Source organism: Pseudomonas sp. CP-1, assembly GCF_021213715.1.
Lineage (GTDB): Bacteria > Pseudomonadota > Gammaproteobacteria > Pseudomonadales > Pseudomonadaceae > Pseudomonas > Pseudomonas aeruginosa.
In genome coordinates, this window is record NZ_JAJQKY010000001.1 from 697,592 (window position 1) to 721,841 (window position 24,250).

Annotated in this window: 20 protein-coding genes and 1 pseudogene; 8 read left to right on the plus strand and 13 right to left on the minus strand. The window is 68.2% G+C overall.

Annotated features, from left to right (window positions below; translation table 11 throughout):
* Positions 1 to 149: 149 nt before the first annotated feature.
* Entirely contained in the window at positions 150 to 2,105 is a 1,956-nt protein-coding gene (locus LT948_RS03340) for a UvrD-helicase domain-containing protein (RefSeq protein WP_255249232.1), read from the plus strand.
* Positions 2,106 to 2,124: 19 nt separating this feature from the next.
* Here the strand turns inward: LT948_RS03340 and LT948_RS03345 are convergent, their stop codons facing one another.
* The 3 genes from LT948_RS03345 to LT948_RS03355 form a co-directional block, all read right to left on the minus strand.
* On the minus strand, positions 2,125 to 2,883 hold the full coding sequence (locus LT948_RS03345) for a nucleotidyltransferase domain-containing protein (protein WP_073657090.1): 759 nt from the start codon (positions 2,881 to 2,883) through the stop codon (positions 2,125 to 2,127).
* Positions 2,884 to 2,918: 35 nt separating this feature from the next.
* Positions 2,919 to 3,860 carry a class I SAM-dependent methyltransferase gene (locus LT948_RS03350; protein WP_003109570.1) on the minus strand — a complete coding sequence of 314 codons (942 nt, stop codon included), beginning with the start codon at positions 3,858 to 3,860 and terminating at the stop codon, positions 2,919 to 2,921.
* Between the two features lie 66 nt (positions 3,861 to 3,926).
* On the minus strand, positions 3,927 to 6,350 hold the full coding sequence (locus tag LT948_RS03355) for a DUF3772 domain-containing protein (RefSeq protein WP_073657088.1): 2,424 nt from the start codon (positions 6,348 to 6,350) through the stop codon (positions 3,927 to 3,929).
* 209 nt (positions 6,351 to 6,559) lie between these two features.
* Here LT948_RS03355 and aphA point away from each other — a divergent pair, with 209 nt between their 5' ends.
* From aphA to LT948_RS03370, 3 genes are all read left to right on the plus strand, one after another.
* Positions 6,560 to 7,600, plus strand: coding sequence for an acetylpolyamine amidohydrolase AphA (aphA, locus tag LT948_RS03360; protein WP_003082940.1), 1,041 nt, complete (start codon positions 6,560 to 6,562; stop codon positions 7,598 to 7,600).
* Positions 7,601 to 7,610: 10 nt separating this feature from the next.
* Entirely contained in the window at positions 7,611 to 8,702 is a 1,092-nt protein-coding gene (locus LT948_RS03365) for an extracellular solute-binding protein (RefSeq protein WP_003082943.1), read from the plus strand.
* A 210-nt stretch (positions 8,703 to 8,912) separates the two neighbouring features.
* Entirely contained in the window at positions 8,913 to 9,824 is a 912-nt protein-coding gene (locus tag LT948_RS03370; RefSeq protein ID WP_023084456.1) for a DMT family transporter, read from the plus strand.
* Here LT948_RS03370 and LT948_RS03375 read toward each other — a convergent pair.
* Positions 9,784 to 10,977 carry an MFS transporter gene (locus tag LT948_RS03375; protein WP_003133268.1) on the minus strand — a complete coding sequence of 398 codons (1,194 nt, stop codon included), beginning with the start codon at positions 10,975 to 10,977 and terminating at the stop codon, positions 9,784 to 9,786. The genes LT948_RS03370 and LT948_RS03375 overlap by 41 nt on opposite strands.
* Positions 10,978 to 11,081: 104 nt before the next feature.
* Between LT948_RS03375 and ptrR the strand changes: the two genes are divergently transcribed.
* Complete coding sequence (gene ptrR, locus LT948_RS03380; protein ID WP_003087005.1) at positions 11,082 to 11,954, plus strand: putrescine utilization regulator PtrR; 873 nt, start codon at positions 11,082 to 11,084, stop codon at positions 11,952 to 11,954.
* Between the two features lie 154 nt (positions 11,955 to 12,108).
* Entirely contained in the window at positions 12,109 to 12,243 is a 135-nt protein-coding gene (locus LT948_RS33145) for a PA1414 family protein (RefSeq protein WP_003087006.1), read from the plus strand.
* Between the two features lie 59 nt (positions 12,244 to 12,302).
* On the opposite strand, the gene LT948_RS03385 is transcribed toward LT948_RS33145, so the two are convergent.
* The 7 genes from LT948_RS03385 to speB all read right to left on the minus strand — a co-directional run bounded on the left by LT948_RS03385 (position 12,303) and on the right by speB (position 20,557).
* Complete coding sequence (locus tag LT948_RS03385) at positions 12,303 to 13,031, minus strand: MBL fold metallo-hydrolase (RefSeq protein WP_012614344.1); 729 nt, start codon at positions 13,029 to 13,031, stop codon at positions 12,303 to 12,305.
* A gap of 44 nt (positions 13,032 to 13,075) precedes the next feature.
* Entirely contained in the window at positions 13,076 to 14,458 is a 1,383-nt protein-coding gene (locus LT948_RS03390; protein ID WP_003109564.1) for an FAD-binding oxidoreductase, read from the minus strand.
* Positions 14,459 to 14,471: 13 nt separating this feature from the next.
* Positions 14,472 to 16,073 (minus strand): 5-guanidino-2-oxopentanoate decarboxylase, encoded by a 1,602-nt coding sequence (locus tag LT948_RS03395; protein WP_003122953.1) that lies wholly within the window; start codon positions 16,071 to 16,073, stop codon positions 14,472 to 14,474.
* A 75-nt stretch (positions 16,074 to 16,148) separates the two neighbouring features.
* The gene (locus tag LT948_RS03400) at positions 16,149 to 17,540 is read right to left on the minus strand and encodes a sodium:solute symporter (RefSeq protein WP_003087011.1); all 1,392 of its coding nucleotides are present in this window, start codon (positions 17,538 to 17,540) and stop codon (positions 16,149 to 16,151) included.
* A 93-nt stretch (positions 17,541 to 17,633) separates the two neighbouring features.
* The gene (locus LT948_RS03405) at positions 17,634 to 19,145 is read right to left on the minus strand and encodes a purine-cytosine permease family protein (protein ID WP_023097843.1); all 1,512 of its coding nucleotides are present in this window, start codon (positions 19,143 to 19,145) and stop codon (positions 17,634 to 17,636) included.
* 18 nt (positions 19,146 to 19,163) lie between these two features.
* Positions 19,164 to 19,583 carry a YybH family protein gene (locus LT948_RS03410; RefSeq protein ID WP_003087020.1) on the minus strand — a complete coding sequence of 140 codons (420 nt, stop codon included), beginning with the start codon at positions 19,581 to 19,583 and terminating at the stop codon, positions 19,164 to 19,166.
* 14 nt (positions 19,584 to 19,597) lie between these two features.
* A complete protein-coding gene (speB, locus tag LT948_RS03415; protein WP_003087022.1) occupies positions 19,598 to 20,557 on the minus strand; it encodes an agmatinase in 960 nt (319 codons plus the stop codon).
* 207 nt (positions 20,558 to 20,764) lie between these two features.
* Between speB and LT948_RS03420 the strand changes: the two genes are divergently transcribed.
* Entirely contained in the window at positions 20,765 to 21,658 is an 894-nt protein-coding gene (locus LT948_RS03420; protein WP_003087025.1) for a LysR family transcriptional regulator, read from the plus strand.
* Positions 21,659 to 21,661: 3 nt separating this feature from the next.
* On the opposite strand, the pseudogene LT948_RS03425 reads toward LT948_RS03420, so the two are convergent.
* A pseudogene (locus tag LT948_RS03425) lies at positions 21,662 to 23,003 on the minus strand (methyl-accepting chemotaxis protein).
* Positions 23,004 to 23,296: 293 nt separating this feature from the next.
* Between LT948_RS03425 and LT948_RS03430 the strand changes: the two are divergent.
* Positions 23,297 to 23,908 (plus strand): tRNA-uridine aminocarboxypropyltransferase, encoded by a 612-nt coding sequence (locus tag LT948_RS03430; RefSeq protein ID WP_023095879.1) that lies wholly within the window; start codon positions 23,297 to 23,299, stop codon positions 23,906 to 23,908.
* Here LT948_RS03430 and LT948_RS03435 read toward each other — a convergent pair.
* Positions 23,866 to 24,201 carry a hypothetical protein gene (locus tag LT948_RS03435; RefSeq protein WP_003087031.1) on the minus strand — a complete coding sequence of 112 codons (336 nt, stop codon included), beginning with the start codon at positions 24,199 to 24,201 and terminating at the stop codon, positions 23,866 to 23,868. The two genes, LT948_RS03430 and LT948_RS03435, sit on opposite strands and share 43 nt — an antisense overlap.
* Between the last annotated feature and the right edge of the window lie 49 nt (positions 24,202 to 24,250).

Sequence of the window (24,250 nt, forward strand, 5' to 3'; positions counted from 1 at the left end):
TGAGTTGGCAGGCCGGCAGGGCCCGAAGGGTAGACCGGTGCGATCGCGCAAGGGTTGCCCTGGCGCGATGGGCGGTCCCCGTCCGACTGTCGGCCGAGGGCGGAAAACACTTATGATTCAGCCACATGCTTTGTCTGGACCGGTCCCCGATGCTGTCTGCCGTACGGCGCTACAAGTCGATGCTTTCCAGCGCCTTGGCGCGTTGTTTCCCGCGTACCACCGCCTACCTGCAGGCCGAGCGCGAGGCTCGCGAAGCCTTGTTGCAGCCGGCCAAGGCCCGCTCCAGGAAGAACGCCGCGAAGGCTCCGGCCAAGGCCGTCGGCAAGCCTGCGAAGGGCGCCGTTCGGGGGACCCCGCGCAAGCCCGCTGCCGCCTCGCGGGGCGCGCCGCAGGGAATCTATCCGGCTGCCGCACTGAAGGTCGACGAATCCCAGGAGCGCGCCATGCGCGAGCAGGTGGCGCAGGCCGTGACGCTCGGCGTGGTCAGCCCGCCGTCCGAGGAACAGTGGGCGATGATCCTCTGCCGCCAGCCGCTGGCGCGGATCTTTGCCGGTGCCGGCTCGGGCAAGTCGACCACCCTGGTCCTGCGGGTGGTGTACATGCTCTGCCACCTGGGCGTCGAGCCGCAGCGGCTGACGGTGATTTCCTTCACCAACGCCTCCTGCGCGCAGTTGCGCGAACAATTGCTGCGCGTGCTCGCCCATTGGCAGTACCCGTTCGACGCGGCCCTGGCGCGGCAGTGCGTGCGCACTTTCCATTCGGCGCTCGGCAGCCTGGCCCGCGAGGTGCTCGGCAATCCGCGCTGGTTCGAACAACTGGACGACCGCGACCCCGCCGCCGAGCCGGACAACCCCCTTGCCGCCGGACGCCTGCGTCCGGCCCAGCAGCGCCTGCTGAAGCAGGCCTACCAGCAGTGCTACGCGGCAAGCCCGGCGTTCCGCGCCAAGACCCACAAACTGCTGGAACTGCCGCCGCCGGCGGAGCCGGAAGAGGGCGCGCGGCGGCAGCCGAAGGCGCCGCTGGAGCCGTTCAAGCTGGCCGGCGAGTTCCAGGCGCTGCCGCTGTACGAAGCCTTCCATGCCCAGGCCGGGTTCGCCGAGAGCCTGGGCCTGCGCGTCGAACGCCTGGACAGCGGCAAGCTGGAATGCGGGTTGCGCGAGAAGATCTTCGTCGAAGCCATGGCACTGTTCTGGGCGAGGTTCCAGGCACTGTTGCGCGAGGAGGGCCTGATGACCTTCGACGCCGCGTTCCAGCAGCTCGGCGAGCGGATGGCCGGCGGGGCTCTGGCGGAAACGGCATTGGCGCCGTTCACCCATCTGCTGATCGACGAGTTCCAGGATGTCTCGCCGCAGATCGTCCTCTGGCTACAGGCGTTGCACCGTCGCCTGGCGACCCAGGGCACCGCGCCGAGCCTGATGGCCATCGGCGACGACTGGCAGTCAATCTACGGCTGGCGCGGCAGTTCGCCGGAGCTGTTCATCGACTTCGACCGGCATTTCCCTTCGCGTGGGCGGGGACGCAAGAGCGCGCTGCTGGTGCTGGAAACCAACTACCGCTCCGTCGAACCGATCATTCGCGACGGCGAGAAGGTGCTGGCCGGGGTGCGTTTCAAGCAGGACAAGACCTGCCGCGCGTTCCGCCCGATCCAGCCGGGCGACCATGGCGTGAAGCTGGTGCAGCGTTTCGACCTGCGTGCGCAACTGCCGAAGCTGCTGGCGGAAATCCGCGCCCAGTGCGAGCACGCCGCCGCTCGCGAAAGCAGCGAGCGCACCGCGGTGCTGTTGCTGAGCCGGCGCAACGAGCCGTTGCAGGCGATCCAGGCGGAGTTGGATCGCGCGCTGCCGGTGAAGGGCATGACCATCCATCGCGCCAAGGGCCTCCAGGCCGAAGTGGCGATCGTCGTCGACGACTGCCTGCCGGGCGAGAAGCATCCGTTGCGCAACGCGCTGTACGCGGCATCGGGCTTCTTCCGCAACAGTTACGACCAGGCCATGGAGGACGAAAGCCTGCGCCTGGCCTACGTGGCGATCACCCGTGGCGTCAGCCGGGTGCTCTGGTACACGCGCAAGGCCCAGGGCGCCACGGCCCTGTTGGCCCGACGCTGAGGACGACCGTTTCGGCGGGCTACGCCTGGCGCTGCATCCAGGCGCTGAACGCGCGCAAGCGTTCGATGAACGCCGCCGGGTCTTCGGCCTGGCCGTCCAGCACGGCCTTGAAATATTCCAGGGCCGGCGCCTGTCCGGGGTACCGCGCGCGAAACAGCGCCAGGTAATGCTCCAGGGTTTCCGGCCAGGCGCTTTCCGTCTCCCCGCGAAGGATGTCGCTGGAGCGGATCAGCTTCTTCGCCGCTTCCCGTTGCAGGCGGCGGCGCTCCTCCTCCGAGGACGCGCTTTCCAGGCGTCGCGCATAGTCTTCCAGCACCTGCGCATAGTCGCCGTTGAGGGCCAGGGCGATGGCTTTCGCCGGACGCAAGGGCGGCAGGGCGCTGGCCAGGTCTTCACCCCACAGGCAGCGGCAGCGGTGCTTGAGCCAATAGCCCCAGCTATCGCGGTTGGCCGGATCGCGGGCCTGGTCCAGGTGGCCGATATCGAAATCGATCTTGCTGACTTCCGGGTGGCGCGCCTGCAATGTCAGGCGCGCGGTTTCCAGTTGCGCGGCCAGTTCGGGGCTGGGCGGGTCGCGCAGGACCAGGGTCAGGTCGAGGTCGGAGCGCCCCGTGATGGCCTCGCTGCGGGCGACGCTGCCGTACAGGTAGACGCTGTGCACGGCCCGCTCGAACGGAGGCCGGGCCAGGGTTCGGCGCAGGTCGTCGAGCAGGGGGCGAAAGGCCGCCTGCGGTTCGACGCGTGGCGGCAGGGGAATGAAGCCATCGGGCATGTCCATGCCGACAGCCTAGCGACACGCCGCCTGCGCGTCGATCAGCCTGCGTTGCGGAACAGCAGCGCCTTGAGGCCCGCCGCGGGGTCGACATCGGGGAACTCCGGCGGATTCTCCAGGCGTTCGACGAAGTGCAGCGACGGCGCCTCGCGGGCGGTTTCCTCGAGGAGGAAGTCGGGGCCGATGGCCGGGTCGTTGATACAGGCCAGCAGGGTGCCGCCGGGCACCAGCAGTTCCGGCAGGCGGCGGAGAATCCTGCGGTAGTCCTGGGTCAGGACGAAGCTGCCTTTCTGGAAGCTCGGCGGATCGACGATCACCAGGTCGTACGGGCCGAGCTTGCGCAGCTTGCCCCAGGACTTGAACAGTTCGTGGCCGAGGAAGCTCACCCGGCCGAGGTCGTGGCCGTTCAGGCGGTGATTGTCGCGGCCGCGGTTGAGCGGGCCGCGGGCCATGTCCAGGTTGACCACCTGGCTGGCGCCGCCGGCAATGGCCGCCACCGAGAAGCCGCAGGTGTAGGCGAACAGGTTGAGCACGCGGCGGCCGGCGGCCTGCTCCTGCACCCAGCGGCGGCCCAGGCGCATGTCGAGGAATAGCCCGGTGTTCTGGTTGCGTCCCAGGTCGAGGCGGAAGCGCAGTCCGTTTTCCACGATGTCCCAGGTTTCCAGCGGCTCGCCCGACAGCCATTCGCAGGCGCTGTCTGGGCGGTAGCGGTGCTGCAGGACCAGGTGCCGGCCCTGGCTCGCAGCCCAGGCCGGCGCCGTGGTCAGTTGCTCCAGGGTCCGACGCAAGGCCTCCAGTTCCTCCGGCTGCGGCTCCTTGAACAGAGTCACCAGCAGGACGCCCTGCAGCCAGTCCGCGGTCAATTGTTCCAGGCCCGGCCAGCAGCGGCCGCGACCATGGAACAGACGGCGGGTCTCCGCCGGCGCCGGGGACAGCGCGGCGAGCAGGTGCTGGAGGAGGGTATCGAGGGCTTCGCGATTCATGGCGGTTCGGCGTTGAAAAAGGGGCGGATTCTACCCGTTGCGTGACGGACAGTCCGCCCCTTCGCTTCAATCGGGCGTCGCGGGCGCAGGCGCGGCGCTGGCCGGGCCGCCATCCTGGATCATCAGCAGGCTCTGCGGCGAGGACAGCGCGATGCCTTCGCTGCGCAAGCGGTCGAGGATGGTGAAGAGCAGGTCGCTGCGCGCGCCGGCCACCGAACGCGGGCTGTTGACGAAGCCGCTGGCGTTGAGCACCAGGCCGTTGCTGGCGAGATCCTTGAACGTCACCGAGGGCGCCGGCGCGTCGAGGATCGCCGGGTGTTCGGCGAAGGCCTGCAAGAGCAGTTCGCGGACCTTCATCGCGTCGGTGTCCAGCGGCAGGGTCAGGTTCACCCCAACCACCCCGAGGGCATTGCCCATGGTCACGTTGCGCACGGTCTGGGAGATGAACTGCGAGTTCGGCACGATCACCGTGGAGCGGTCGCCCATCTGGATCTCGGTGGCGCGCACGTTGATCCGCCGGATATCGCCCTCGACCCCGCCCAGGCTGACCCAGTCGCCGACCTTCACCGGCCGCTCGGTCAGCAGGATCAGGCCGGAAATGAAGTTCTGCACGATGGCCTGCAGGCCGAAGCCGATGCCTACCGAGAGGGCGCTGACCACCCAGGTCAGGCTGGTCAGGTTGATGCGCAGGGTGGACATCACCAGCATCGCCAGGAGCACGAAGCCGAGGTAGCCGACCAGGGTCACCAGCGAGGCGCGCATGCCGGCGTCCATGTTGGTTTCCGGCAGCAACCGCTCGCTCAGCCAGCGCTTGACGATGCGCAGGGCGAACAGGCCGCCGACGAACAGCAGCAGGGCGACCAGGATGTCCTGCGGGACGATGTTCAGGTTGCCCAGGGTCTTGCTGCTTTCGCCCAGTTGGGCGAAGCCCTGCAGCAGTTCGCTGGGGCTCGAGCCGACCGGAAGGAAGGCCAGCAGCAGCGCGGTGAGCAGCAGCAGGGTGCGGCCGACCCCGGCCAGCACCGTGCTGGCCTGGGCCTGGTGGCGGGGCGACAGGCCGAGCGCATTGGCCAGCGCCAGGCCGCTGGGGTGCTTGGGCGAGAGCAGGGTTTCGCAGATGTCGCCGAAGAAAGCGATCAGCAGGTAGGTTGTGGCCGCGATCACGCTGATCCACAGCAGCTTGCCGGTGAGGAAGTAGGCCAGCGACAGGTAGCCGGTGAACAGGGCGAGGAGGATCGCCGCGATCCATACCGAGGCGACGAAGGGGATCAGCCCGGCGATCCCGCCTGGCCGCTCCAGGTCGTGCTTGCGCCGCACATGGTGGTAGCGCAGCAGGGCGGCGGCGAAGATCAGCGCGGTGACCAGCGCGGTCAGGCCGTTGAGGGCGACGGTCAGGGCCAGGCTGGTGCCGGTGACGCTGTTGATCCGTTCCTCGGTGGCCACCAGCATCAGCGCCACTGCGAGGATCGCCGGGAACGGGCCGAGGGCGCTGGCGATCCTGTCCGGGATCGCCGGCAGCCGCCAGGATGGTCGCGGCAGCATCAGCAGAGCGCGGCCGAGGCCGGCGATGAAGGCGCAGAAGGTCGCCAGGCTCACCAGTTGATCGGTCAGGCTGGCCATGTCGGGGCTCAGGTTGGCGTTGCTTTCCAGGCCCCAGCGCATCAGCGACACCGCGCCGACGATGGTCAGGATGGTCGCCAGCCCGACCGCCAGGGCCAGGGCGCTGCGCCGCAGGCGGCCTTCCGGCAGCCAGCGGATCATCGCCCAGGTAAGCATGCGCTCCAGCAGGCGGCGGCCGAAGCTCCAGATCAGCACGGTGGCCAGCAGGGTTCCGGCGAAGGCCCAGCGGTGTCCGGGCGCGATGGCGCTGTCGAAGGCGACCAGGGCCTCCGCCTTCAGCTTGTCCAGCCGGCGCAGGTCGTCGTCGGTGGGACGGATCAGGGTCGACCAGAAGCTCGGGCTGAACGGTGTCGCCGCGCGGCTGCTGATCTGCGAATTGAACAGGCTGCGGCGCAGGTTGACGATCTGTGCTGCCAGGTCGCGGGACGACTGGCCGAGCTGGGTGGCCTGGCGTTCGTCGTCGAGCAGGGCGTTCTTCTGCCGGGTCAGGGCCTGGCGCTGGGCGGCGAGGCTTTCCGCCTCGTCGGGCTGCGGCGGGCCGATCACTTTCAACTGATCGTCGAGCCGCTCGATGTCGGCCACCCGCAGCGCGAGCAGGGCGTCGGCCTGGCGCTGGACTTGCAGCGCGCTCTGGCGCAACTCGGCGAGGAGGTCGTCGCTGGCGTCAGTGGTGACGCGCTGGCGGATCAGGTCGAGTTGCGCGTTGAGCTGGTCGAGGCTGGCGTCCTCGGCCAGGGCGGCCGGCGCTTCCAGGTCGACGGCCGCCTGCGGAGCCGGCCTGGCGGCCCAGGCCTCGCTGCCCAGGCTCAGGAGCAGGCCCAGGGCCATGGCGAACTGGCAGAGCAACATATGCAGGCTGGCGCGCCTCATCGAATCCCCCTTTCGATCCTGACTGGCTCAAGCAGTATGGACCGGTGCGGGCGCCGAGTAATTCCCCGCGTCGATAATCGCCAGGCGGCGCTAAAGGGACATGGATTCTGGCCATATCGATCCCTTTTTGGCCGCCGCCGCCGTTTTGCCGCGACCGCGCGCTGGGCAGAATCCCTCCACCAAGAACAAGAAACCTGCGAGGTCTCTCCATGCTGAGCGTCTACAGCGACGATCATCGTCTGCACTTCGGCCAGTCGGAACTGGTCGACGGCAAGCTGCAACCCTGTTTCGAAATGCCCAGCCGGGCCGACACCGTGCTGGCCCGGGTGAAGTCGCAGAACCTTGGCGAGGTGATCGCGCCAAAGGATTTCGGCCGCGAGCCGCTGCTGCGCATCCACGACGCCGCCTACCTGGACTTCCTCCAGGGCGCCTGGGCCCGCTGGACCGCCGAAGGCCACAGCGGCGACCTGGTGTCCACCACCTTCCCCGGCCGCCGCCTGCGCCGCGACGGGCCGATCCCCACGGCGCTGATGGGCGAGCTGGGCTACTACAGCTTCGACACCGAGGCGCCGATCACCGCCGGCACCTGGCAGGCCATCTACAGCTCCGCCCAGGTCGCGCTGACCGCCCAGGAGCATATGCGCCAGGGCGCCCGCAGCGCCTTCGCCCTCTGCCGTCCGCCGGGCCATCACGCCGGTGGCGACTTCATGGGCGGCTACTGCTTCCTCAACAATGCCGCCATCGCCACCCAGGCGTTCCTCGACCAGGGTGCCCGGCGCGTGGCGATCCTCGATGTCGACTATCACCATGGCAACGGCACCCAGGATATCTTCTACCGCCGCGACGATGTGCTGTTCGCCTCGATCCATGGCGATCCGCGGGTCGAATACCCGTACTTCCTCGGCTACGCAGACGAGCGCGGCGAAGGCGCCGGCGAGGGCTGCAACCACAACTATCCGCTGGCCCATGGCAGCGGCTGGGACCTCTGGTCGGCGGCGCTCGACGACGCCTGCGTGCGGATCGCCGGCTACGCCCCGGATGCCCTGGTGATTTCCCTTGGCGTGGACACCTACAAGGAAGACCCGATCTCCCAGTTCAAGCTGGATTCGCCGGACTACCTGCGGATGGGCGAGCGCATCGCCCGGCTGGGCCTGCCGACCCTGTTCATCATGGAAGGCGGCTATGCGGTGGAAGCCATCGGCATCAACGCGGTCAACGTGCTGCAGGGCTACGAAGGCGCGGCCCGCTGAGGAGCGAAGCATGCAATCGACTCGCAAGCTGCTGGCCGGCCTCGCGCTGGCCGTTTCCGCCGGGCTGGTTCAGGCCGCGCCGGAAGTACGGATCTACAACTGGTTCGACTACATCGCCCCGGACACCCTGAAGAACTTCCAGGCGCAGACCGGCATCGCGCCGAAGTACGACGTCTACGACAGCAACGAGGTGCTCGAGGCCAAGCTGCTGTCCGGGCATTCCGGCTACGACCTGGTGGTGCCCAGCGACAGCTTCCTGCCCAACTACCTGAAGGCCGAGGTGTTCCAGCCGCTGGACAAGAGCAAGCTGCCGAACTGGAAGAACCTCAACCCGGCCCTGCTCAAGGTGCTCGCCGGCAAGGACCCCGGCAACCGCTACGTGATGCCCTACATGTGGGGCACCAACGGCATCGCCTACAACCTCGACAAGGTCCGCGCGGTGCTCGGCGACGATGCGCCGCTGGACTCCTGGGACCTGGTGTTCAAGCCGGAGAACCTGGCGAAGCTGCAACAGTGCGGCGTGGCCTTCCTCGACTCGCCCACCGAGGTGATCCCCGAGGTGCTGCACTATCTCGGCCTGTCGCCCAACAGCCACCAGCCGGAAGACTACCGCCGAGCCGAGGAGCACCTGGCGAAGCTGCGCCCATACATCACCTACTTCAGTTCCTCGAAGTTCGTCAGCGACCTGGCCAACGGCAACGTCTGCGTGGCCATCGCCTGGTCCGGCGGAGCGATGCAGGCGGCCAACCGGGCCAGGGAAGCGAAGAACGGCATACGCATCGAGTACCGCATCCCGAAGGAGGGCGCCGCGGCCTGGTTCGACGTGCTGGCGATTCCGCGCGACGCGAAGAACGTCGAGCAGGCGCACGCCTTCCTCGACTACCTGCTGCGCCCGGAGGTGGTGGCGCCGATCTCCGACTACGTGGCCTACGCCAACCCGAACAAGGCGGCGGACGGTTTGATCTCGGCGGAGTTGCGCGACAATCCGAACGTCTACCCGCCGGAAGAAGTGCAGGCCAGACTGTATTCGGTGGAGATGCTGCCGCCGAAGCTGGAGCGGCTGCGCACGCGGACCTGGAGCAAGATCAAGACCGGCAAGTGAGCGGCCAGATGGCGGGTTCGCAGGACGCATAGCGCCACAGGCGCTATGCGTCACGCCCCGCAGGCCAGGCGAGCGGGCCGGAACTGCCGTGCACGACCCGCTGGAGGTCGCTTCCAGGCTTCGACCGGGCGCGCCGGCTTGTCCATAATGGCGCTGCCCGACGGTCGCCGCTGGCGGCCGCTTCCTTCCATGCCTGCCTGTGAGTCCGCCATGCGTAAGTCCGCCGATGCCTTCGCCTTCCAGACGATGCTGTTGCTCTGCGTGATCTGGGGCATCCAGCAGGTGACCATCAAGTGGGCGGCGACGGACATCGCGCCGGTGATGCAGGCGGCCATCCGTTCCGGCATCGCCGCCGCCCTGGTCGGCCTGCTGATGTGCTGGCGCGGCGGCTGGGAGGGCTTGCGCCAGGGCACCCTGGGCGCCGGCCTGCTGACCGGCACGCTGTTCGCCCTGGAGTTCCTGTTCATCGCCCTCGGCCTGCAATACACCACGGCTTCGCACATGTCGGTGTTCCTCTATACCGCGCCGATCTTCTCTGCCCTCGGGCTGCACTTCCTGCTTCCCAGCGAACGCCTGCGGCCCTTGCAGTGGCTGGGCGTGGCGGTGTGCTTCAGCGGCATCGCGGTGGCCTTCGGCGGAGGCCTGTCGTGGGCGGAAATGGATGGGCGGATGCTGCTCGGCGACGCTTTCGGCCTGCTCGCCGGGATGTCCTGGGGCGCGACCACGGTGGCAGTGCGCGGCACCCGGCTGTCCGAGGCACCGCCAAGCCTGACGCTGTTCTACCAATTGTTCGTGGCATGCGCCGGGCTATTGCTGATCGCTCTTTTCAGCGGCCAGTTCGGCGAGGTCCGCTGGACCCCGGTGAGCACCGCCAGCGTGCTGTTCCAGGGCGTGGTGGTGTCGTTCGCCAGCTACTTCTGCTGGTTCTGGCTGCTGCGTCGCTACCTGGCGAACAACCTGGCGATCTTCTCCTTCATGACCCCCCTGTTCGGCGTCACCTTCGGCGTATTGCTGCTGGGCGAGCCGCTCAGCCTGAACTTCGTCGCCGGCGCGGCGCTGGTCCTCGCCGGCATCACCCTGGTCAGCGGCGAGCAGTGGCTGCGACGCCTGCTGCGACGCTGAGCGAGTGCGACCGGCGCAACAGCAGGCCGGCGAAGACCAGGCCGAGCCCGGCGAGCGCCAGCGCCGGTTGCAGGCCGCCGGCGAAATGCGTGCTGAGCGCCGCCAGCAGCGGGCCGAGCAACTGGCCGAGGGCGAAACCGGTGGTCAGTTGGCCGGCGTTGCGCTGCGGCGTATGCGGCGCCAGTTCGCGGGCGTATTGCATCACCAGTTGCATGCCGGCGAGGAACGGCAGGCCGGTCAGCACTACCCCCAGGGCCAGTCCGCCGATCCCCGGCAGCAGGCAGGCGAGCACGCCGAGGGCCTGTAGCCAGAGCGCGCCGACCAGCCAGCGGCGGGTGCCGTCCGGGCGCTGCCGGCGCAGGCTGATCAGCACTACCCCGGTGGCCGAGGCCAGGCCGAAGCAGGGCCAGAACAGATCGGCCTGCCATTGCCCGTGGAAACGCGCCGCGGCCATCTGCGAGAGAAAGGTGGCCGGGATGATGTAGCCGAGGCCGACCAGTCCGTAGGCCCAGGTCAGGCGGCCGAGGCCGGCGTTCTCGCTTGCCGTTGCAGGCGCGTCGTGGCCGGCGCTGCGTGCGGCCGGGCGCGGCAGCAGCGGCAGGAGCATGAGGATCAGGACCAGCGCGAGGTCGGCGAAGAGCTTCCAGATGAACACCGAGTCCTGGCCCAGGGCGTTGCCCAATGCCGCCAGCAGGCCGGTGACCATCACCCCGATGCCGGGGCCGGCGAACACCAGCGCGCCCAGCCGGGCCCGGCCGCTTTCCGCGGCGAGGCGCTGGCTGAGGGCGGTGACCATGATCAGGACCCAGGCGCTGGCTACGCCAAGACCGAAGCGCAGCAGCGCGTGCGGCCAGAAGCCCTCGGCCCAGACCGAGGCCAGGGTCAGGCCGAAGCAGGCCCATAGCCCGACCAGCAGGCGCAAGCGCGCCTGCCGCGCTTCGCGGGCGAACAGCGCGTCCAGCGCGCCGACCAGGTAGCCGAGGTAGTTGGCGGCGGCCAGCAGGCCGGCGCCGGTCAGGTCGAGCTGGCCTTCGCGGATCAGGTGCGGCAGTTGCGGGGTCAGGGAGAAGCGCCCGACCCCCATGGCGACCACCAGCGCCAGTAGGCAGGCGAGCAGGCCGACCAGCGGCGAACGAAGAAAATCACGGGACATGTGCGGATTCCTGCCGGGGGATGAATGGCAGCAGGTTAGGCCTTGCGGCAATTCTGTAAAAATGAATAATCGTGAATTACTTGTTCTGTTTTGGAGAATTAACCGTGGAGTTCGGCCAGTTGAGGATCTTCCAGGCGGTCGCCGAGGAAGGCTCCATCGCCCGCGCCGCCGAGCGCCTGCACCGGGTGCCGTCGAACCTGTCGACGCGCCTGCGGCAACTGGAGGAACAGCTTGGCGTCGACCTGTTCCTCCGCGAACGCCAGCGCCTGCAACTGTCGCCGGCCGGCAAGGTCCTGCTGGACTACGCCGCGCGGCTGTTCGCCCTGCAGGAGGAGGCGCGCGCGGCGGTGCAGGGGGGCGAACCGGTGGGCGATTTCGCCCTCGGCTCGATGTACAGCACCGCGGCGATCCATCTGCCGCCGCGCCTGGCGGAATACCACCGGCGCTATCCGGCGGTGAACCTGCAATTGCAGACCGCGCCCAGCGGCGAGCTGGTCGAGTCGCTGCTGGGCGGGCGCCTGGATGCCGTGCTGGTGGACGGCCCGCTGGACTTCGACGGCCTGGAGGGCCTGCCGATGTTCGAGGAGCGCATGGTGCTGGTCACCGAGAATGGCCACCCGCCGGTGCGCGGTCCCGAGGACGTGGCCGGCAGCGCGGTGATCGCCTTCCGCCCGCGCTGCTCCTATCGCCTGCTGCTGGAGTCCTGGTTCGCCAGCGCGCGGGTGAGCATGGGCCGGGTGATGGAGATCGAGTCCTACCACAGCATGCTGGCCTGCGTGGTGGCCGGCGGCGGGGTGGCGCTGATGCCGGTGTCGATGCTGCAAAGCCTGCCGGGGCGGGAGTCGGTGGCGGTGCATGCGCTGGCCGAACCGTTCGCCCGGGCGAGTACCTGGCTGGTCTGGCGCAAGGGCATGGTCGGCGCCAACCTGAAGGCCTGGATCGGTCTCCTGCAAGGGCGGGAATCGGCGTTGGCTTGATTCAGGTCAGGGTCCGGGGCCGGTTTCCCGCAGTAAAGTTGTTTCCAAGGACGGAGTGGAACGTGCGGAGAGTGGGACGCCGGTCTACTCTTTCCTAGGGCGACCTGACTTGTCAGGTCGCCCGATTCTCCTTCCCTTGGACAAGGGGCCTGTCATGAAACTCTGGCTGCAAAACCTGGCGTGGCAACTCGGTGTCGCCCTTGGCCTGATCGAGCCCCCGCGCATGCAACCCATCCCGGTGGAAAACGACGAGCAACGCCGGCGCCTCGCCGCGCGGCAACGTCGCTGAGCCGGTTCCCCGACGCTCTGGCCTCCGCCTGCGGCGCTGGCCAGAGTCCCGGTTTTGGCCTATCGATCGTGGTTTCTGAACCAGGCGACGATCATTTCCCGCAAACGCTCCCCGGAAAAGCTCGCGAAATGCCCACCATGCACGGTGCGCACCGGTAGCTCGAGCAGGCGCGCGAGGCTGGCGGCATAGTCGTCGAGGTTGGAATGATAGGCGTCCTCGACCAGCGGACCGTCGTAGACGATGTCGCCAGAAAACAGCGTCTGTGTCGCCGCTTCCCACAGGCTGATGCCGCCCGGCGAGTGCCCGGGCGTGTGCAGCACCTGCAGCACGCGGTCGCCGAGATCGAGCACGTCGCCTTCGTCGATCAGGCGGGTCGCCGGCGCTGCTCGCACCCGGTATTCGGCGTAGCACAGCGGGCACTCCGGATGCGCCTCGAACATCTCGTCGCCGACATAGGCGCGCGCCAGGGTGTTGTCGCCGTCCGGCGCGGCGAGGATCTCCGCCTCGGCCGGATGCGCCAGGCGCTCGGCGAATTCGTGGTGGCCGGCGATATGGTCGAAGTGGGTGTGGCTGGCCACCGCCAGCAGCGGTCGTGCGGTGAGCCAGGGCAGTTGCTCGCGCAGGCTGACCAGACCGGAGCCGCTGTCCACTAGCACGTCGCGCTCGCGGCCCTGGACATGCCACATGTTGCAGCGATAGAAGGGGCGCACGTAGGGCTCGTGGATCAGGCTGATACCGTTGTAGAAGTGCCGGGTTTCGAACCAGCGGTCGCGGCTGACGATTCTCATCGCGGTCTCTGTCGGTGGAAAGGCTATCCCAGGAGGATAGGCGTTCAGGGTATGACCTTGCCCGGGTTGAACAGTCCGCTGGGGTCGAGCAGTTCCTTGATCTGCGCCATCAGCGCGAGCTTCAGCGGATCAGCGTAGCGACCCAGGGCTTCCTTCTTCTCCAGGCCGATGCCGTGCTCGGCGGAGATCACGCCAGCGCATTCGCCCAACTCGCCGTAGAGGATTTCCTCCACCGCCTGGTGCAGCGGCAGCAGCGGGACGTCGGCGGCGAGCATGACGTGCAGGTTGCCGTCGAGGAAATGGCCGAAGAGGAAGACCCGCATGCCCTCCACCAGGTCGTCCAGGCGCCGCCGGATGCGCTCGACGTAGCCGGCTAGGGCTGGCACCGGCAGCGATACGTCGAAGGACAGGCTGTCGACGCCGGCGTGGATGGCCGCGTCGGAGTCTTCGCGCAGGCGCCAGATGGCCTGGCGCTGGGTTTCGTTGGCGGCGAGCAGGGCGTCTTCCACCAGACCATCCTCGAAGCAGCCTTCCAGCAGGGTGGTGAGCGCCTCGCCGGCATCCAGGTGGCGGTCCTCGGCCAGTTCCACCAGCAGGTAGAGAGGGCAGGGCGCCAGGCTCGGCGCGCTGTCGCCCATGGGCGCGGCGGTGCATTGCAGGTAGTCGTGCCAGAGGATCTCGCAGGCGAACAGGCGTTCGGCGTGCTCGCGGCGCAGGCGCGCGGCGATGGCGATCGCCGCGTCGACGTCGGGCAGGCCGAGCAGGGCGGTGGCGCCGGGACGCTGCAACGGCTCCAGGCGCAGTACCGCACGGGTGACGATGCCGAGGGTGCCTTCGGCGCCGACGAACAACTGCTTGAGGTCGTAGCCGGTGGTGTTCTTCAGCAGCCCGCGCAGGTCGCTGTAGACGCTGCCGTCGGCGAGTACCGCTTCCAGGCCGAGCACGCGCTGGCGCATGGTGCCGAAGCGGAAGGCGCGGATGCCGCCGGCGTTGGTCGCTACCAGCCCGCCGACGCTGGCGCTGCCGCGCGCGGCGAGATCGATGCCGGGGTCGAGTCCGGCCTCGGCGGCCAGCGCCTGGGCCTGTTCGAGGGTGACGCCGGCGTCGAGGTCGAGGGTCTGGCTGGCCGCATCCAGCCGGTGTATGCGGTTCAGCCTGCGCAGCGAGAGCAGCACGTCGCCGGCTTGCGCGGCGCCGCCGCCGACCAGACCGGTGAGTCCGCCCTGGGGCACCAGGGCGCGTCCCGCCTGGCGGCACAGACGCACCACGGCAGCGACCTGGTCGGTGCTTTCCGGCAGGACCAGGAAGCTTCCGGCGAGGTTCTGCGGATGGTAGCCGGGGTCCTGCCCGGCGAGCGCGGCACTGTCGCGCACGCCACGGGCGCCGAGGATCTCGCAGAGGGAGCGGTAGAGTTCGGAATCGTCCATGGCGGGCTCCGGGTCAGGGATGGAAGGGCGCGGCTTGCAGCACCTCGACGATCAGCGGACGGTCCGCCGGGGCGCCGCGCAGCAGTTCGCGCAGGTGCTCGAGATCGCGCGCGCGTTCGGCGGCGCAGCCGAAGCCGCGGGCGATGGCGAGGAAGTCCGGGGTGTAGATATCGACCCCGAGCGGAGTGATCTCGCGCCGCTCCATGTAGCGCTTGATCTCGCCATAGCCGTGGTTGTTCCACAGCAGCACGACGATGCCGACCTTGGCTTCCACCGCGCTGGCCAGTTCCGGCAGGGTGAACTGCAGGCCGCCGTCGCCCATCAGGCTGACCACCGGGCGTCCCGGCTCGCCGAGCTTGGCGCCGATGGCCGCGGGCAGGCCATAGCCGAGGGTGCCGTAGCCGGTGGAGGCGTTGAACCAGCGGCGCGGCTCGTCGAGATCGACCAGGTGGTTGCCGCTGTAGACGGTCTGGGTCGAGTCGCCGACGAAGCGGGCGTCCGGCCACTCGGCGAGGATCGCGGCGAACAGCTGGCGATAGTGCGACCAGCCGGCGAAGTCTTCGGCCAGACGCTGGCGCACGGCGGCGGCGCGCCGGGCCCCGGGGCTGTCCGGCGAGGCCTCTCCGCCCGGCAGTTCGGCCAGCAGCACGCGCATGGCCAGCCGGGCGTCGCTGTGGATGGCCAGGCTAGGCGTGTAGTTGCGCATCAGTTGCTGTGGGTCGATATCGATGCGGATCAACTCGCCATCGAGGGCGAAGCCGCCGTCGAACACCACGTCGTAGTCGGTTTCGCCCAGCTCGGTGCCGATGGCCAGCACCACGTCGGCCTCGGCGGCCAGCTCGCGTACCGGCACGCAGGACTGGTTGCTGCCCAGCAGCAGCGGGTGGTCGGCCGGTAGCAGGCCCTTGGCGTTGATCGTCAGGGCAGTCGGCGCGTCCAGCGCGGCGGCCAGGGCACGCGCTTCGGCGGCGGCCTCGACGCAGCCGCCGCCGAGCAGCAGCAGTGGCTTCTTCGCGTTGCGCAGGCGCGCCGCGGCCTCGCGCAAGGGCGCGAGGGCCGGCGCCGGGCGGCTGGCGACGGTGCGCGGGCGCAGGGCCAGGTGTTCGGCGGGCGCGGTGATGACGTCGAGCGGCAGCTCGATGTGCACCGGCCGCGGCCGCTCGCTGTCGAACACGGCGAAGGCGCGGGCGAGCACCGCCGGCAGCTCCTCGGCGCTCATCAGGGTATGGCTGAAGGCGCAGACGTTGCCTACCAGGTTGCGCTGGTTCGGCAGCTCGTGCAGGTAGCCGTTGCCGTGGGCCAGGCGCGCGCGTTCGTTGACGCTGGAGATCACCAGCATCGGAATCGAGTCGGCGTAGGCCTGGGCCATGGCGGTGAGGATGTTGGTCATCCCCGGGCCGGTGATGATGAAGCACACGCCGGGCTTGCCGGTGACCCGTGCGTAGCCGTCCGCCATGAAGCCGGCGCCCTGCTCGTGGCGCGGGGTGACATGGCGGATACGGCTGCCGGGCAGGCCGCGGTAGAGTTCTACGGTATGTACGCCGGGGATGCCGAAGACGGTCTCGACGCCCCAGGCTTCGAGTTGCTTGACGAGAAATTCGCCGCAGGTGGTCATGGCCGTTCCTTTTTCATGTTCTCGGGAATGGAAAAGGCGAGGGAAAGTCCCTCGCCTGTCGGGGTTGTGCCTGGTTCAGGCGGCGCTGGCGACACCCGTCGGGCGCCGCGAGAACAGGCTGACCAGGACGAAGCTGAGCAGGCCGACCGCCAGGCTGTAGTAGATCGGCGTATTCGCGTCGAGGCCGTCCTTGATCATGAACACCAGCACGGTAAGGAAGCCCAGGGTCATGCTGGTGATGGCGCCGGCGGTGCTGGCGCGCTTCCAGTAGATCGCGCCGATCAGCGGGATCAGCATGCCACCTACCAGCAGGTTGTAGGCCACGGTCAGGGCGCTGATCACGTCGCTGACCACCAGGGCGATGCCGAGCACTACCAGGCCCAGCAGCAGGGTGGCGATGCGGTTCTCGTGCACGTCGCCGTTGTCGGACTGGCCGCGGCCGCGGCGCAGGCGCGGCAGCAGGTCCTGGGTGACGGTGGTGGACGCCGCCAGCAGGCCGGCGCTGGCGGTGGACATCAGCGCCGCCAGGGCGGCGGCGATGACCAGGCCGCGGATGCCGTTCGGCAGGCTGTGCTCGACCACGCTGGCGAAGGCGTTGTTGACGTTCTCCAGGTCCGGCAGCAGGACCTTGGCGGCCATCCCGATCAGCGCCCCGGCCATGCCGTAGAGCACGCAGTAGATACCGGCGGCGGAGCCGGCGACCTTGGCCACGGTCTCGCTGCGGGCGGTGAACACCCGCTGCCAGATGTCCTGGCCGATGAAGATGCCGAAGAAGTAGATCAGGAAGTAGGTGACGATGGTGTCCCAGCCGATCGCGGTGAAGTCGAAGTAGCTGGCCGGCAGCTTGGCCACCAGGGCGTCCCAGCCGCCGGCGTCGTTGATCGACAGCGGCATCAGCAGGAACACCAGGCCAACGGTCATGATCAGGAACTGCACGATGTCGGTCAGGGTCAGCGACCACATGCCGCCGATGGTGGAGTAGAGCACCACGACGCCGCCGCCGATCAGGATCGAGACCCAGAACGGCAGGCCGAACAGGACCTGCATGACGGTGCCGATGGCGATGGTCGAGGTGGCGCCGATCATCAGTGCGTAGACCAGCATGATCAGGGCGCTGGCGTGGCGCGCGGCGGGGTTGTAGCGACGCTCCAGGACCTGGGTGACGGTGTAGATCTTCAGCTTCAGCAGCGGCTTGGCCAGGAACAGGCTGAGGCCGACGATGCCGAGGCCGATCGCGCCGCACAGCCAGAAGCCGGAGATGCCATGGACGTAGCCCAGGCGCACGGTGCCGATGGTGGAGGCGCCGCCGAGGACGGTGGCGGCCATGGTTCCCAGGTAGAAGCCGGGGCCGAGGTTGCGGCCGGCCACCAGGTAGTCGTCGCGGGTCTTGGCGCGGCGCATGCCGTACCAGCCCAGCGCGATCATGCCCGCGGCGTAGATCAGAACGACGAATATGTCGAGGGCCATATCAGGTCTCCCAAGTTTCTCATTGTCATTGTTGTATCCGGCGAGGCGCCGGAAGCGCGGGACGCTGGCGTCCCGCCGTGTGTGTACCCCGCCTCAGGCGGTGGCTATCGCAGGGGCCCTCCGCGTGCCGTGCGCGCGCACCCAGCGCGGTCCTTGCGGGCCATAGACGCAAGGCGGTTCCGGGAACAGGCGCAGCAGTGCCAGGTAGAGCAGGGCGGCCAGGCCGAGGGCGACCGGCAGGCTGAGGTCGATGCCGCCGGCCAGTTCGCCGAGCGGACCGACGAATTGCCCCGGCAGGTTGACGAAGGCCAGGCCGGCTGCCGCGCTGGGAATCCAGGCGCCCATTCCGCGCCAGTTCCAGCCGTGCTCGAACCAGTAGGCGCCGCCGCGCTGGCCGCGGGTGAACACCTGCAGGTCGTCCGGGCGGTAGAAGCCGCGACGGGTCAGCAGGCCGATCAGCATGATCACCATCCACGGGGTGGTGCAGGTGACGATCAGCACGGCGAAGGTGGAGACGCTCTGCACCAGGTTGAAGGCGAAGCGGCCGACGAAGATGAAGCCGATCGAGGCGACCCCGATCAGCACCGTGGCCTGCACCCGCGAGAGCAGGCGCGGGAACACGCTGGACATGTCCAGCCCGGTGCCGTACAGCGAAGTGGTGCCGGTGGACATGCCGCCGATCACCGCGATCAGGCATACCGGCAGGAAGAACCAGCCGGGAGCGATGGCCAGCAGGCCGCCGACGTAGTTGTTGGCGGCGATGTAGTCCGGCGCGCGGACGGCGACGATGGTCGCGGTGGCGAGGCCGAACAGGAAGGGAACCAGGGTCGCCAGCTGCGCGCCGATCACCGCCAGCATGATCCGTGCCTGCGAGGTCTGGCGCGGGATGTAGCGGGCCCAGTCGCCCAGGAAGGCGCCGAAGGAGATCGGGTTGCTCATGGCCAGCAGGGTGGCGCCGATGAAGGCGGCCCAGAAGCCCGGCTGGCCGAGTTGCACGCTGCCGGCGTAGGCGGCGTCGAAGGGGCCGGCGAAGGCGAACAGGCCGAGCAGGAACAGCAGGCTGGCGGCCCATACGGCGATCCTGTTGACCAGCAGCATGAAGCGGAAGCCGTAGATGCATACGGTCAGCACCAGCACGGCGAACAGGCCGTAGGCCAGGCCCAGGTTCCGTTCGCTCTCTTCCAGGCCGACCAGGCGCCGGGCGCCGCCGACCAGGGCGTCGCCGGAACTCCACACCGAGAGCGAGAAGAAGGCGATGGCGGTCAGCAGCGAGAGGAAGGAGCCGACGATGCGCCCGTGCACGCCGAAGTGCGCGCCGGAGGAGACCGCGTTGTTGGTGCCGTTGAGCGGGCCGAACAGGCCCATCGGGGCGAGGATCAGCGCGCCCAGCGTGACGCCCAGCAGGATCGCCCACAGTCCGGCCTGGAAGGACAGCCCGAAGAGCACCGGAAAGCTGCCGAGCACGGCGGTGGCGAAGGTATTGGCGCCGCCGAAGATCATGCGGAACAGATCGACCGGCGTGGCGTTGCGTTCGTGGTCGGGAATCTGTTCGACCCCGAAGGTTTCGATGCGTGTGATTGCGTGTTGGTTATTGTTGTTATCCATGACGTTCTCCCGGGAGAGCTAGCTAGTCGATGGCAGGTACTCCGGCATCGCCGACAAGTGCTCATGGCAGGCCAGCCAACGGCCTTCTTGTTGTTCTAGGCGGAACAGGATGGTTTCCCGTTCCCGGTTCAGGCTTTCCGTTCCCTGGAGGCGCAGCCGGGTGGCGACATCGTGGCTGAAGATCGCCAGGTCGCCTTGCAGGCTGACGCAGGTATTGCTGGATTCGCACGCCAGCACTTCGAAGCCGTCCTCGCGTCGCCAGCGCTCCCACAACTCGCGGTAGGCCGCGCGCGAGCGCAGCGGCTGAGGCCAGTTGTGGAAGATGAAGCTGGCGTCCTCGCTGAAGGCGGCGAAATAGGCATCGGCATCGTTGCGGGCGAAGGCCGCCACCAGTCGGCGGGCGGCCTCCAGCACCTGTTCGACGCGGTCGTCGGTCATGGTCGCGCTACGGCTCAGCGACGCACCACGCCCGGGAGGACGCAGAGCATTTCATAGAGCAGGTTGGCGCCCAGCAACGAAGTGTTGCCGGTGGTGTCGTAGGGCGGTGAGACTTCGACCAGGTCGCAGCCGACCAGGTCCAGGCCCTGGCAGCCGCGGATGATTTCCATCGCCTGGATGGTGGTCAGGCCGCCGATTTCCGGGGTGCCGGTGCCGGGCGCCCAGGCCGGGTCGATGCCGTCGATGTCGAAGCTCAGGTAGACGGGGCCGCCGCCGACCTTCTCGCGGACCTCGGCCATCAGCGGCTCCAGCGACTTGTGCCAGCACTCCTCGGCCTGCACCACGCGGAAGCCCTGCTTGCGGCTCCAGTTGAAGTCCTCGGCGGTGTAGCCCTGGGCGCGCAGGCCGATCTGCACCACGCGGTCGCAATCCAGCAGGTCTTCTTCCACCGCGCGGCGGAAGGTGGTGCCGTGGGCGATCTTCTCGCCGAACATGTGGTCGTTGACGTCGGCGTGGGCGTCGATGTGGACCAGGCCGACCTTGCCGTGCTTCTTCTTGATCGCGCGGAGGATCGGCAGGGTGATGGTGTGGTCGCCGCCGAGGGTCAGCGGGAGGATGCCGTGACCGAGGATGCGGTCGTATTCCTGCTCGATGATGCGCACGGCTTCCAGCAGGTTGAAGGTGTTGATCGCAACGTCGCCGATGTCCGCCACGTTCAGCGAGTCGAAGGGGGCGGCGCCGGTGGCCATGTTGTAGGGACGGATCATCACCGATTCGGCGCGGATCTCGCGGGGGCCGAAGCGGGTACCGGAGCGCAGCGAGGTGCCGATGTCGAGGGGCACGCCGACGAAGGCGGCATCGAGGGCGTCGAGTTCGGCGGGGGACTGGACATGGGGCAGGCGCATCATGGTGGCGATGCCGCCGAAGCGGGGCATTTCATTGCCGCCCAGGGGCTGGTGGAGATTCTTGTCCACGGGGTGGCCTCACGGTCGTTGTGGTTGTTTTAGGGGTCGGACGGATTCTCTTCACAGCCGGTAGCGAGTCAAATCGCTGGCTACAAATAATCAGTTCAGAGATTTCTAAACTAACGGCGAAGCGTCTAGACTTCGCCGCCGAGCCCGGACGGCGGCCTTTGCCTCGGCCCGCAGTTCGAAATCCTCGCCCCGCAAACCGGAGTCGCCGTGTCCAACGCCTTGCCCGACCTGCGCCTGTTGCGCATCTTCGCCGCGGTGGTGCGCCACCAGGGCTTCGCCGCCGCCCAGCAGGAGTTGAACCTGTCGACCTCGGCGATCAGCACCTACATGAGCCAACTGGAGAACCAGCTCGGCATCGTGCTCTGCCACCGTGGCCGCGGCGGCTTCAGCCTGACCAGCAAGGGCGAGCTGTTCCACCAGGAGACCCTGCGCATCCTCGGCGAACTGGAAGGCTTCGGACGCTACGCGCTGGCGTTGAAGGGCGAGCTGCGCGGCACCCTGAACCTCGGTGTGCTCGATTCCACGGTGAGCGACCCGGCGCTGCCGCTGGCCGAGGTGATCGGCGCCTTCAGCCGCGAACACCCGGCGGTGCACCTGCACCTGCTGGTGCAGAGCCCCTACGAACTGCAACTGAGCGTGCTGGAGAACCGCCAGGACCTGGCCATCGGCGCCTTTTCCAGTCGCATGAACGGACTGGTCTACCAGCCGCTGTACCGCGAACAGCACTGGCTGTACTGCAGCGACCGGCATCCGCTGTTCGACGGGCGGAGGATTCCCGCCGACCTGATCACCCAGCAACGCATGGTCGGCCGCGGCTACTGGAGCCAGGCCGAGCTGGCCCGGCACGGCTTCAAGCACAGCGCGGGGACGGTGGAGAGCATGGAGGCGCAACTGATCCTGATCCTGTCCGGCGGCTACATCGGCTACCTGCCGGAGCACTACGCCCACCCGTGGGTCGAGCAGGGCCGTCTGCGCGCCCTGCTGCCGGCGACCTTCGGCTACCAGGCGCCATTCTCCCTGATCCTCCGCCGCGGCCGCTCGCGCGAGCCGCTGATCCAGGCCTTCCGCGACCAGTTGCGGACGCAGATGAGCCTGGCCTGAGCCCTAGAGATCGGCGTTGAGGGTGCGCGAGAACTGCTGCACCGCCTCCACCACCTTGTGCGTGCTCTCGCGGATGCCGAGGATCGCCGTGCCGGCCTCGTTGGCCAGCTCCACGCCGCGCCGCGCCTGTTCCTGGCTGTGCTGCATGTCGTCGATGACGCTGCGGGTGCCGGTCTGGATGCGACCGATCATGTCGGCGATCTCCTTGGTCGACTTGCTGGTGCGCTCCGCCAGTTGCCGCACCTCGTCGGCCACCACGGCGAAGCCGCGACCCTGGTCGCCGGCGCGGGCGGCCTCGATGGCGGCATTGAGGGCGAGCAGGTTGGTCTGCTCGGCGATCTCGCGGATGGTGTTGACGATCGAGGTGATCTGTTGCGAGTGCTGCGACAGTTCGCCGATGTTCAGCGAGGAAGCATCNCTCGGCGATCTCGCGGATGGTGTTGACGATCGAGGTGATCTGTTGCGAGTGCTGCGACAGTTCGCCGATGTTCAGCGAGGAAGCATCCAGGGTATTCGCGATCTTGAGCATTTCCTCCACCGCGCTCTGGATGATCAGCGCGCCGTGTTCGGCGACGGTGCGGGTCTCGGTGGACAGGGTATGGGCCTGGTGGGCGTTGTCCGCCTCGGCCTGGTAGCGGCGCATGCGGTCGCTGACGTCGCTGGCGAACTTGACCACCTTGAACAGCTTGCCGTCGGCGTCGTAGACCGGGTTGTAGCTGGCTTCCAGCCAGACCGGCTGGCCGTTGCGGTGGACCCGGCGGAACTGCCCGGTGACGTACTCGCCGCGATTCAGGCGGCGCCAGAGGTCGGCGTACTGCGGGCCGTCGCGGTAGCCCGGTTCGCAGAACTGGCGGTGGTTGGCGCTGGCCAGCTCGGCTCGGCCATAGCCCATGGTGGCGAGGAAGTTGTCGTTGGCCGCGAGGACATTGCCGTCGAGGTCGAACTCGATCATCGCCATCGAGCGGGACAGGGCATCCAGCTTGCTCTGCATCTCGTGTTCCTGGTGGACGATGGCATCGATGTCGCTGGCGTACTTGACCACCTTGAGCAGTCGACCCTGCCCGTCGCGTACGGGGTTGTAGGTGGCTTCCAGCCAGAGTGGCCGGCCCTCGCGGGTAATGCGCTTGCAGCGGCCGGAAAAGTGTTCGCCGCGCCGCAGGCGTTCCCAGAAGCGCCGGTAGTCTTCCGATTGCGCGTAGGCGCCGTCGCAAAGCTGGCGATGCGGTTTGCCGAGGATCTCGTCGCGGCGGTAGCCCAGCAGGGTCAGGAAATTCTCATTGGCATCGGTGATGTTGCCGTCGGGGTCGAACTCCACGCGCGCCATGGAGCGGTCCAGCGCTGCCATGTGCAGGCGCTCGGCGGCGAGTTGCTGTTGCAAGTCGGCGTTCATCTGTCGGTACTTGCGAGTGAACATGAGAAACATCCTTGGCTAGAGAGGGGCTCATCCCAGTCTTCGGCGCGGACGGACGGGAGTTGAGAGGGCGGGACGATTGTATTTTTTCATCGAACGACAAAAATTCGTCGTTATTCTTAATGGGTGAAGAAAGTTGCTGCCATTCGTCGGAAATATGACGTTTTTGCGAGCGAGAGAATGCCTCTCCGCCTGTGGCACACTGGGCCCCTTCCAGGAGTCGTCCCATGTCACGTATCCGCTGCGAGCGTTGCGCTCGCCCCGCCAGCCACTGCCTCTGCGCATTGATTCCCTCCTTGCCGTCGCGTACGCGGGTGCTGGTCCTGCAGCACCCCAGCGAGGTCGGGCACGCGCTGAATACCGCAGGGTTGGCCGTGCTCGGCTTGCGCAATGCGGAATTGCGGGTCGGCGAGCGTTTCGCCGAGGAGACCTGGCGAGTGCCGGGCTACCGGGCCTGCCTGCTGTTTCCCGGCGAGCAGGCGCGAGCGCTGGCGGGGATGGCCGCCGAGGCCGCCGGCGAGCCCCTCCTGCTGGTGGTGCCGGACGGCACCTGGCGCAAGGCGCGCAAGCTGCTGCACCTGAACCCGGCCCTGGCGGCCCTGCCGCGGGTGAGCCTGGCCGAAGGCATGGCGTCGCGTTATCGCCTGCGCAAGGCGCCGGGAGAGGGCGCGCTGTCGACCATCGAAGCAATCGCTGCGGCGCTCGACGAACTGGAGGCGCCGCGTACCCACGAAGCCTTGCTGAAACCGTTCGATGCCCTGATCGAGGGGCAGATCGCGGCGATGGGCGAGGATACCTACCGGCGCAACCATCTCAGCCAGGAGCGCCGCCGCCGATAGCGGTCGAGCAGTTCCGGGATCGCTGTTTCGCGCCAGAACTCTGGGCTGACCATGCCGCTGGACATGCCGCCGTGGGCGTGGCGCGCGAGGTAGATCAGGGCATCGTATTCCAGCGGATGGCCGCTGAGGCGCTCGAAGGTCTCGCCGAGCAGGCGTTCCAGGGCCGCGGCGGAGGCCGGCCAGGGCGCGTCCGCCAGTTGCCCGGCCATTTCCTGCCAGAGGTAGGGGTCGCCACGGCCGCCCCAGCGCGAGGGTTCCCGTTCGAAGAGTTCGGCGATGCGCAGTCTGGCCATGTCGGTCGGTCGTGTCTGTCGAAAGCGAAAAGTATGCCCGATTGGCGGG

Bases quoted from the DNA above. Each gene is read 5' to 3' on its own strand.
- LT948_RS03340 (WP_255249232.1), top strand. From the start codon at position 150: ATGCTGTCTGCCGTACGGCGCTACAAGTCGATGCTTTCCAGCGCCTTG.
- LT948_RS03345 (WP_073657090.1), bottom strand. From the start codon at position 2,883: ATGGACATGCCCGATGGCTTCATTCCCCTGCCGCCACGCGTCGAACCG.
- LT948_RS03350 (WP_003109570.1), bottom strand. From the start codon at position 3,860: ATGAATCGCGAAGCCCTCGATACCCTCCTCCAGCACCTGCTCGCCGCG.
- LT948_RS03355 (WP_073657088.1), bottom strand. From the start codon at position 6,350: ATGAGGCGCGCCAGCCTGCATATGTTGCTCTGCCAGTTCGCCATGGCC.
- aphA (WP_003082940.1), top strand. From the start codon at position 6,560: ATGCTGAGCGTCTACAGCGACGATCATCGTCTGCACTTCGGCCAGTCG.
- LT948_RS03365 (WP_003082943.1), top strand. From the start codon at position 7,611: ATGCAATCGACTCGCAAGCTGCTGGCCGGCCTCGCGCTGGCCGTTTCC.
- LT948_RS03370 (WP_023084456.1), top strand. From the start codon at position 8,913: ATGCGTAAGTCCGCCGATGCCTTCGCCTTCCAGACGATGCTGTTGCTC.
- LT948_RS03375 (WP_003133268.1), bottom strand. From the start codon at position 10,977: ATGTCCCGTGATTTTCTTCGTTCGCCGCTGGTCGGCCTGCTCGCCTGC.
- LT948_RS33145 (WP_003087006.1), top strand. From the start codon at position 12,109: ATGAAACTCTGGCTGCAAAACCTGGCGTGGCAACTCGGTGTCGCCCTT.
- LT948_RS03385 (WP_012614344.1), bottom strand. From the start codon at position 13,031: ATGAGAATCGTCAGCCGCGACCGCTGGTTCGAAACCCGGCACTTCTAC.
- LT948_RS03390 (WP_003109564.1), bottom strand. From the start codon at position 14,458: ATGGACGATTCCGAACTCTACCGCTCCCTCTGCGAGATCCTCGGCGCC.
- LT948_RS03395 (WP_003122953.1), bottom strand. From the start codon at position 16,073: ATGACCACCTGCGGCGAATTTCTCGTCAAGCAACTCGAAGCCTGGGGC.
- LT948_RS03400 (WP_003087011.1), bottom strand. From the start codon at position 17,540: ATGGCCCTCGACATATTCGTCGTTCTGATCTACGCCGCGGGCATGATC.
- LT948_RS03405 (WP_023097843.1), bottom strand. From the start codon at position 19,145: ATGGATAACAACAATAACCAACACGCAATCACACGCATCGAAACCTTC.
- LT948_RS03410 (WP_003087020.1), bottom strand. From the start codon at position 19,583: ATGACCGACGACCGCGTCGAACAGGTGCTGGAGGCCGCCCGCCGACTG.
- LT948_RS03430 (WP_023095879.1), top strand. From the start codon at position 23,297: ATGTCACGTATCCGCTGCGAGCGTTGCGCTCGCCCCGCCAGCCACTGC.
- LT948_RS03435 (WP_003087031.1), bottom strand. From the start codon at position 24,201: ATGGCCAGACTGCGCATCGCCGAACTCTTCGAACGGGAACCCTCGCGC.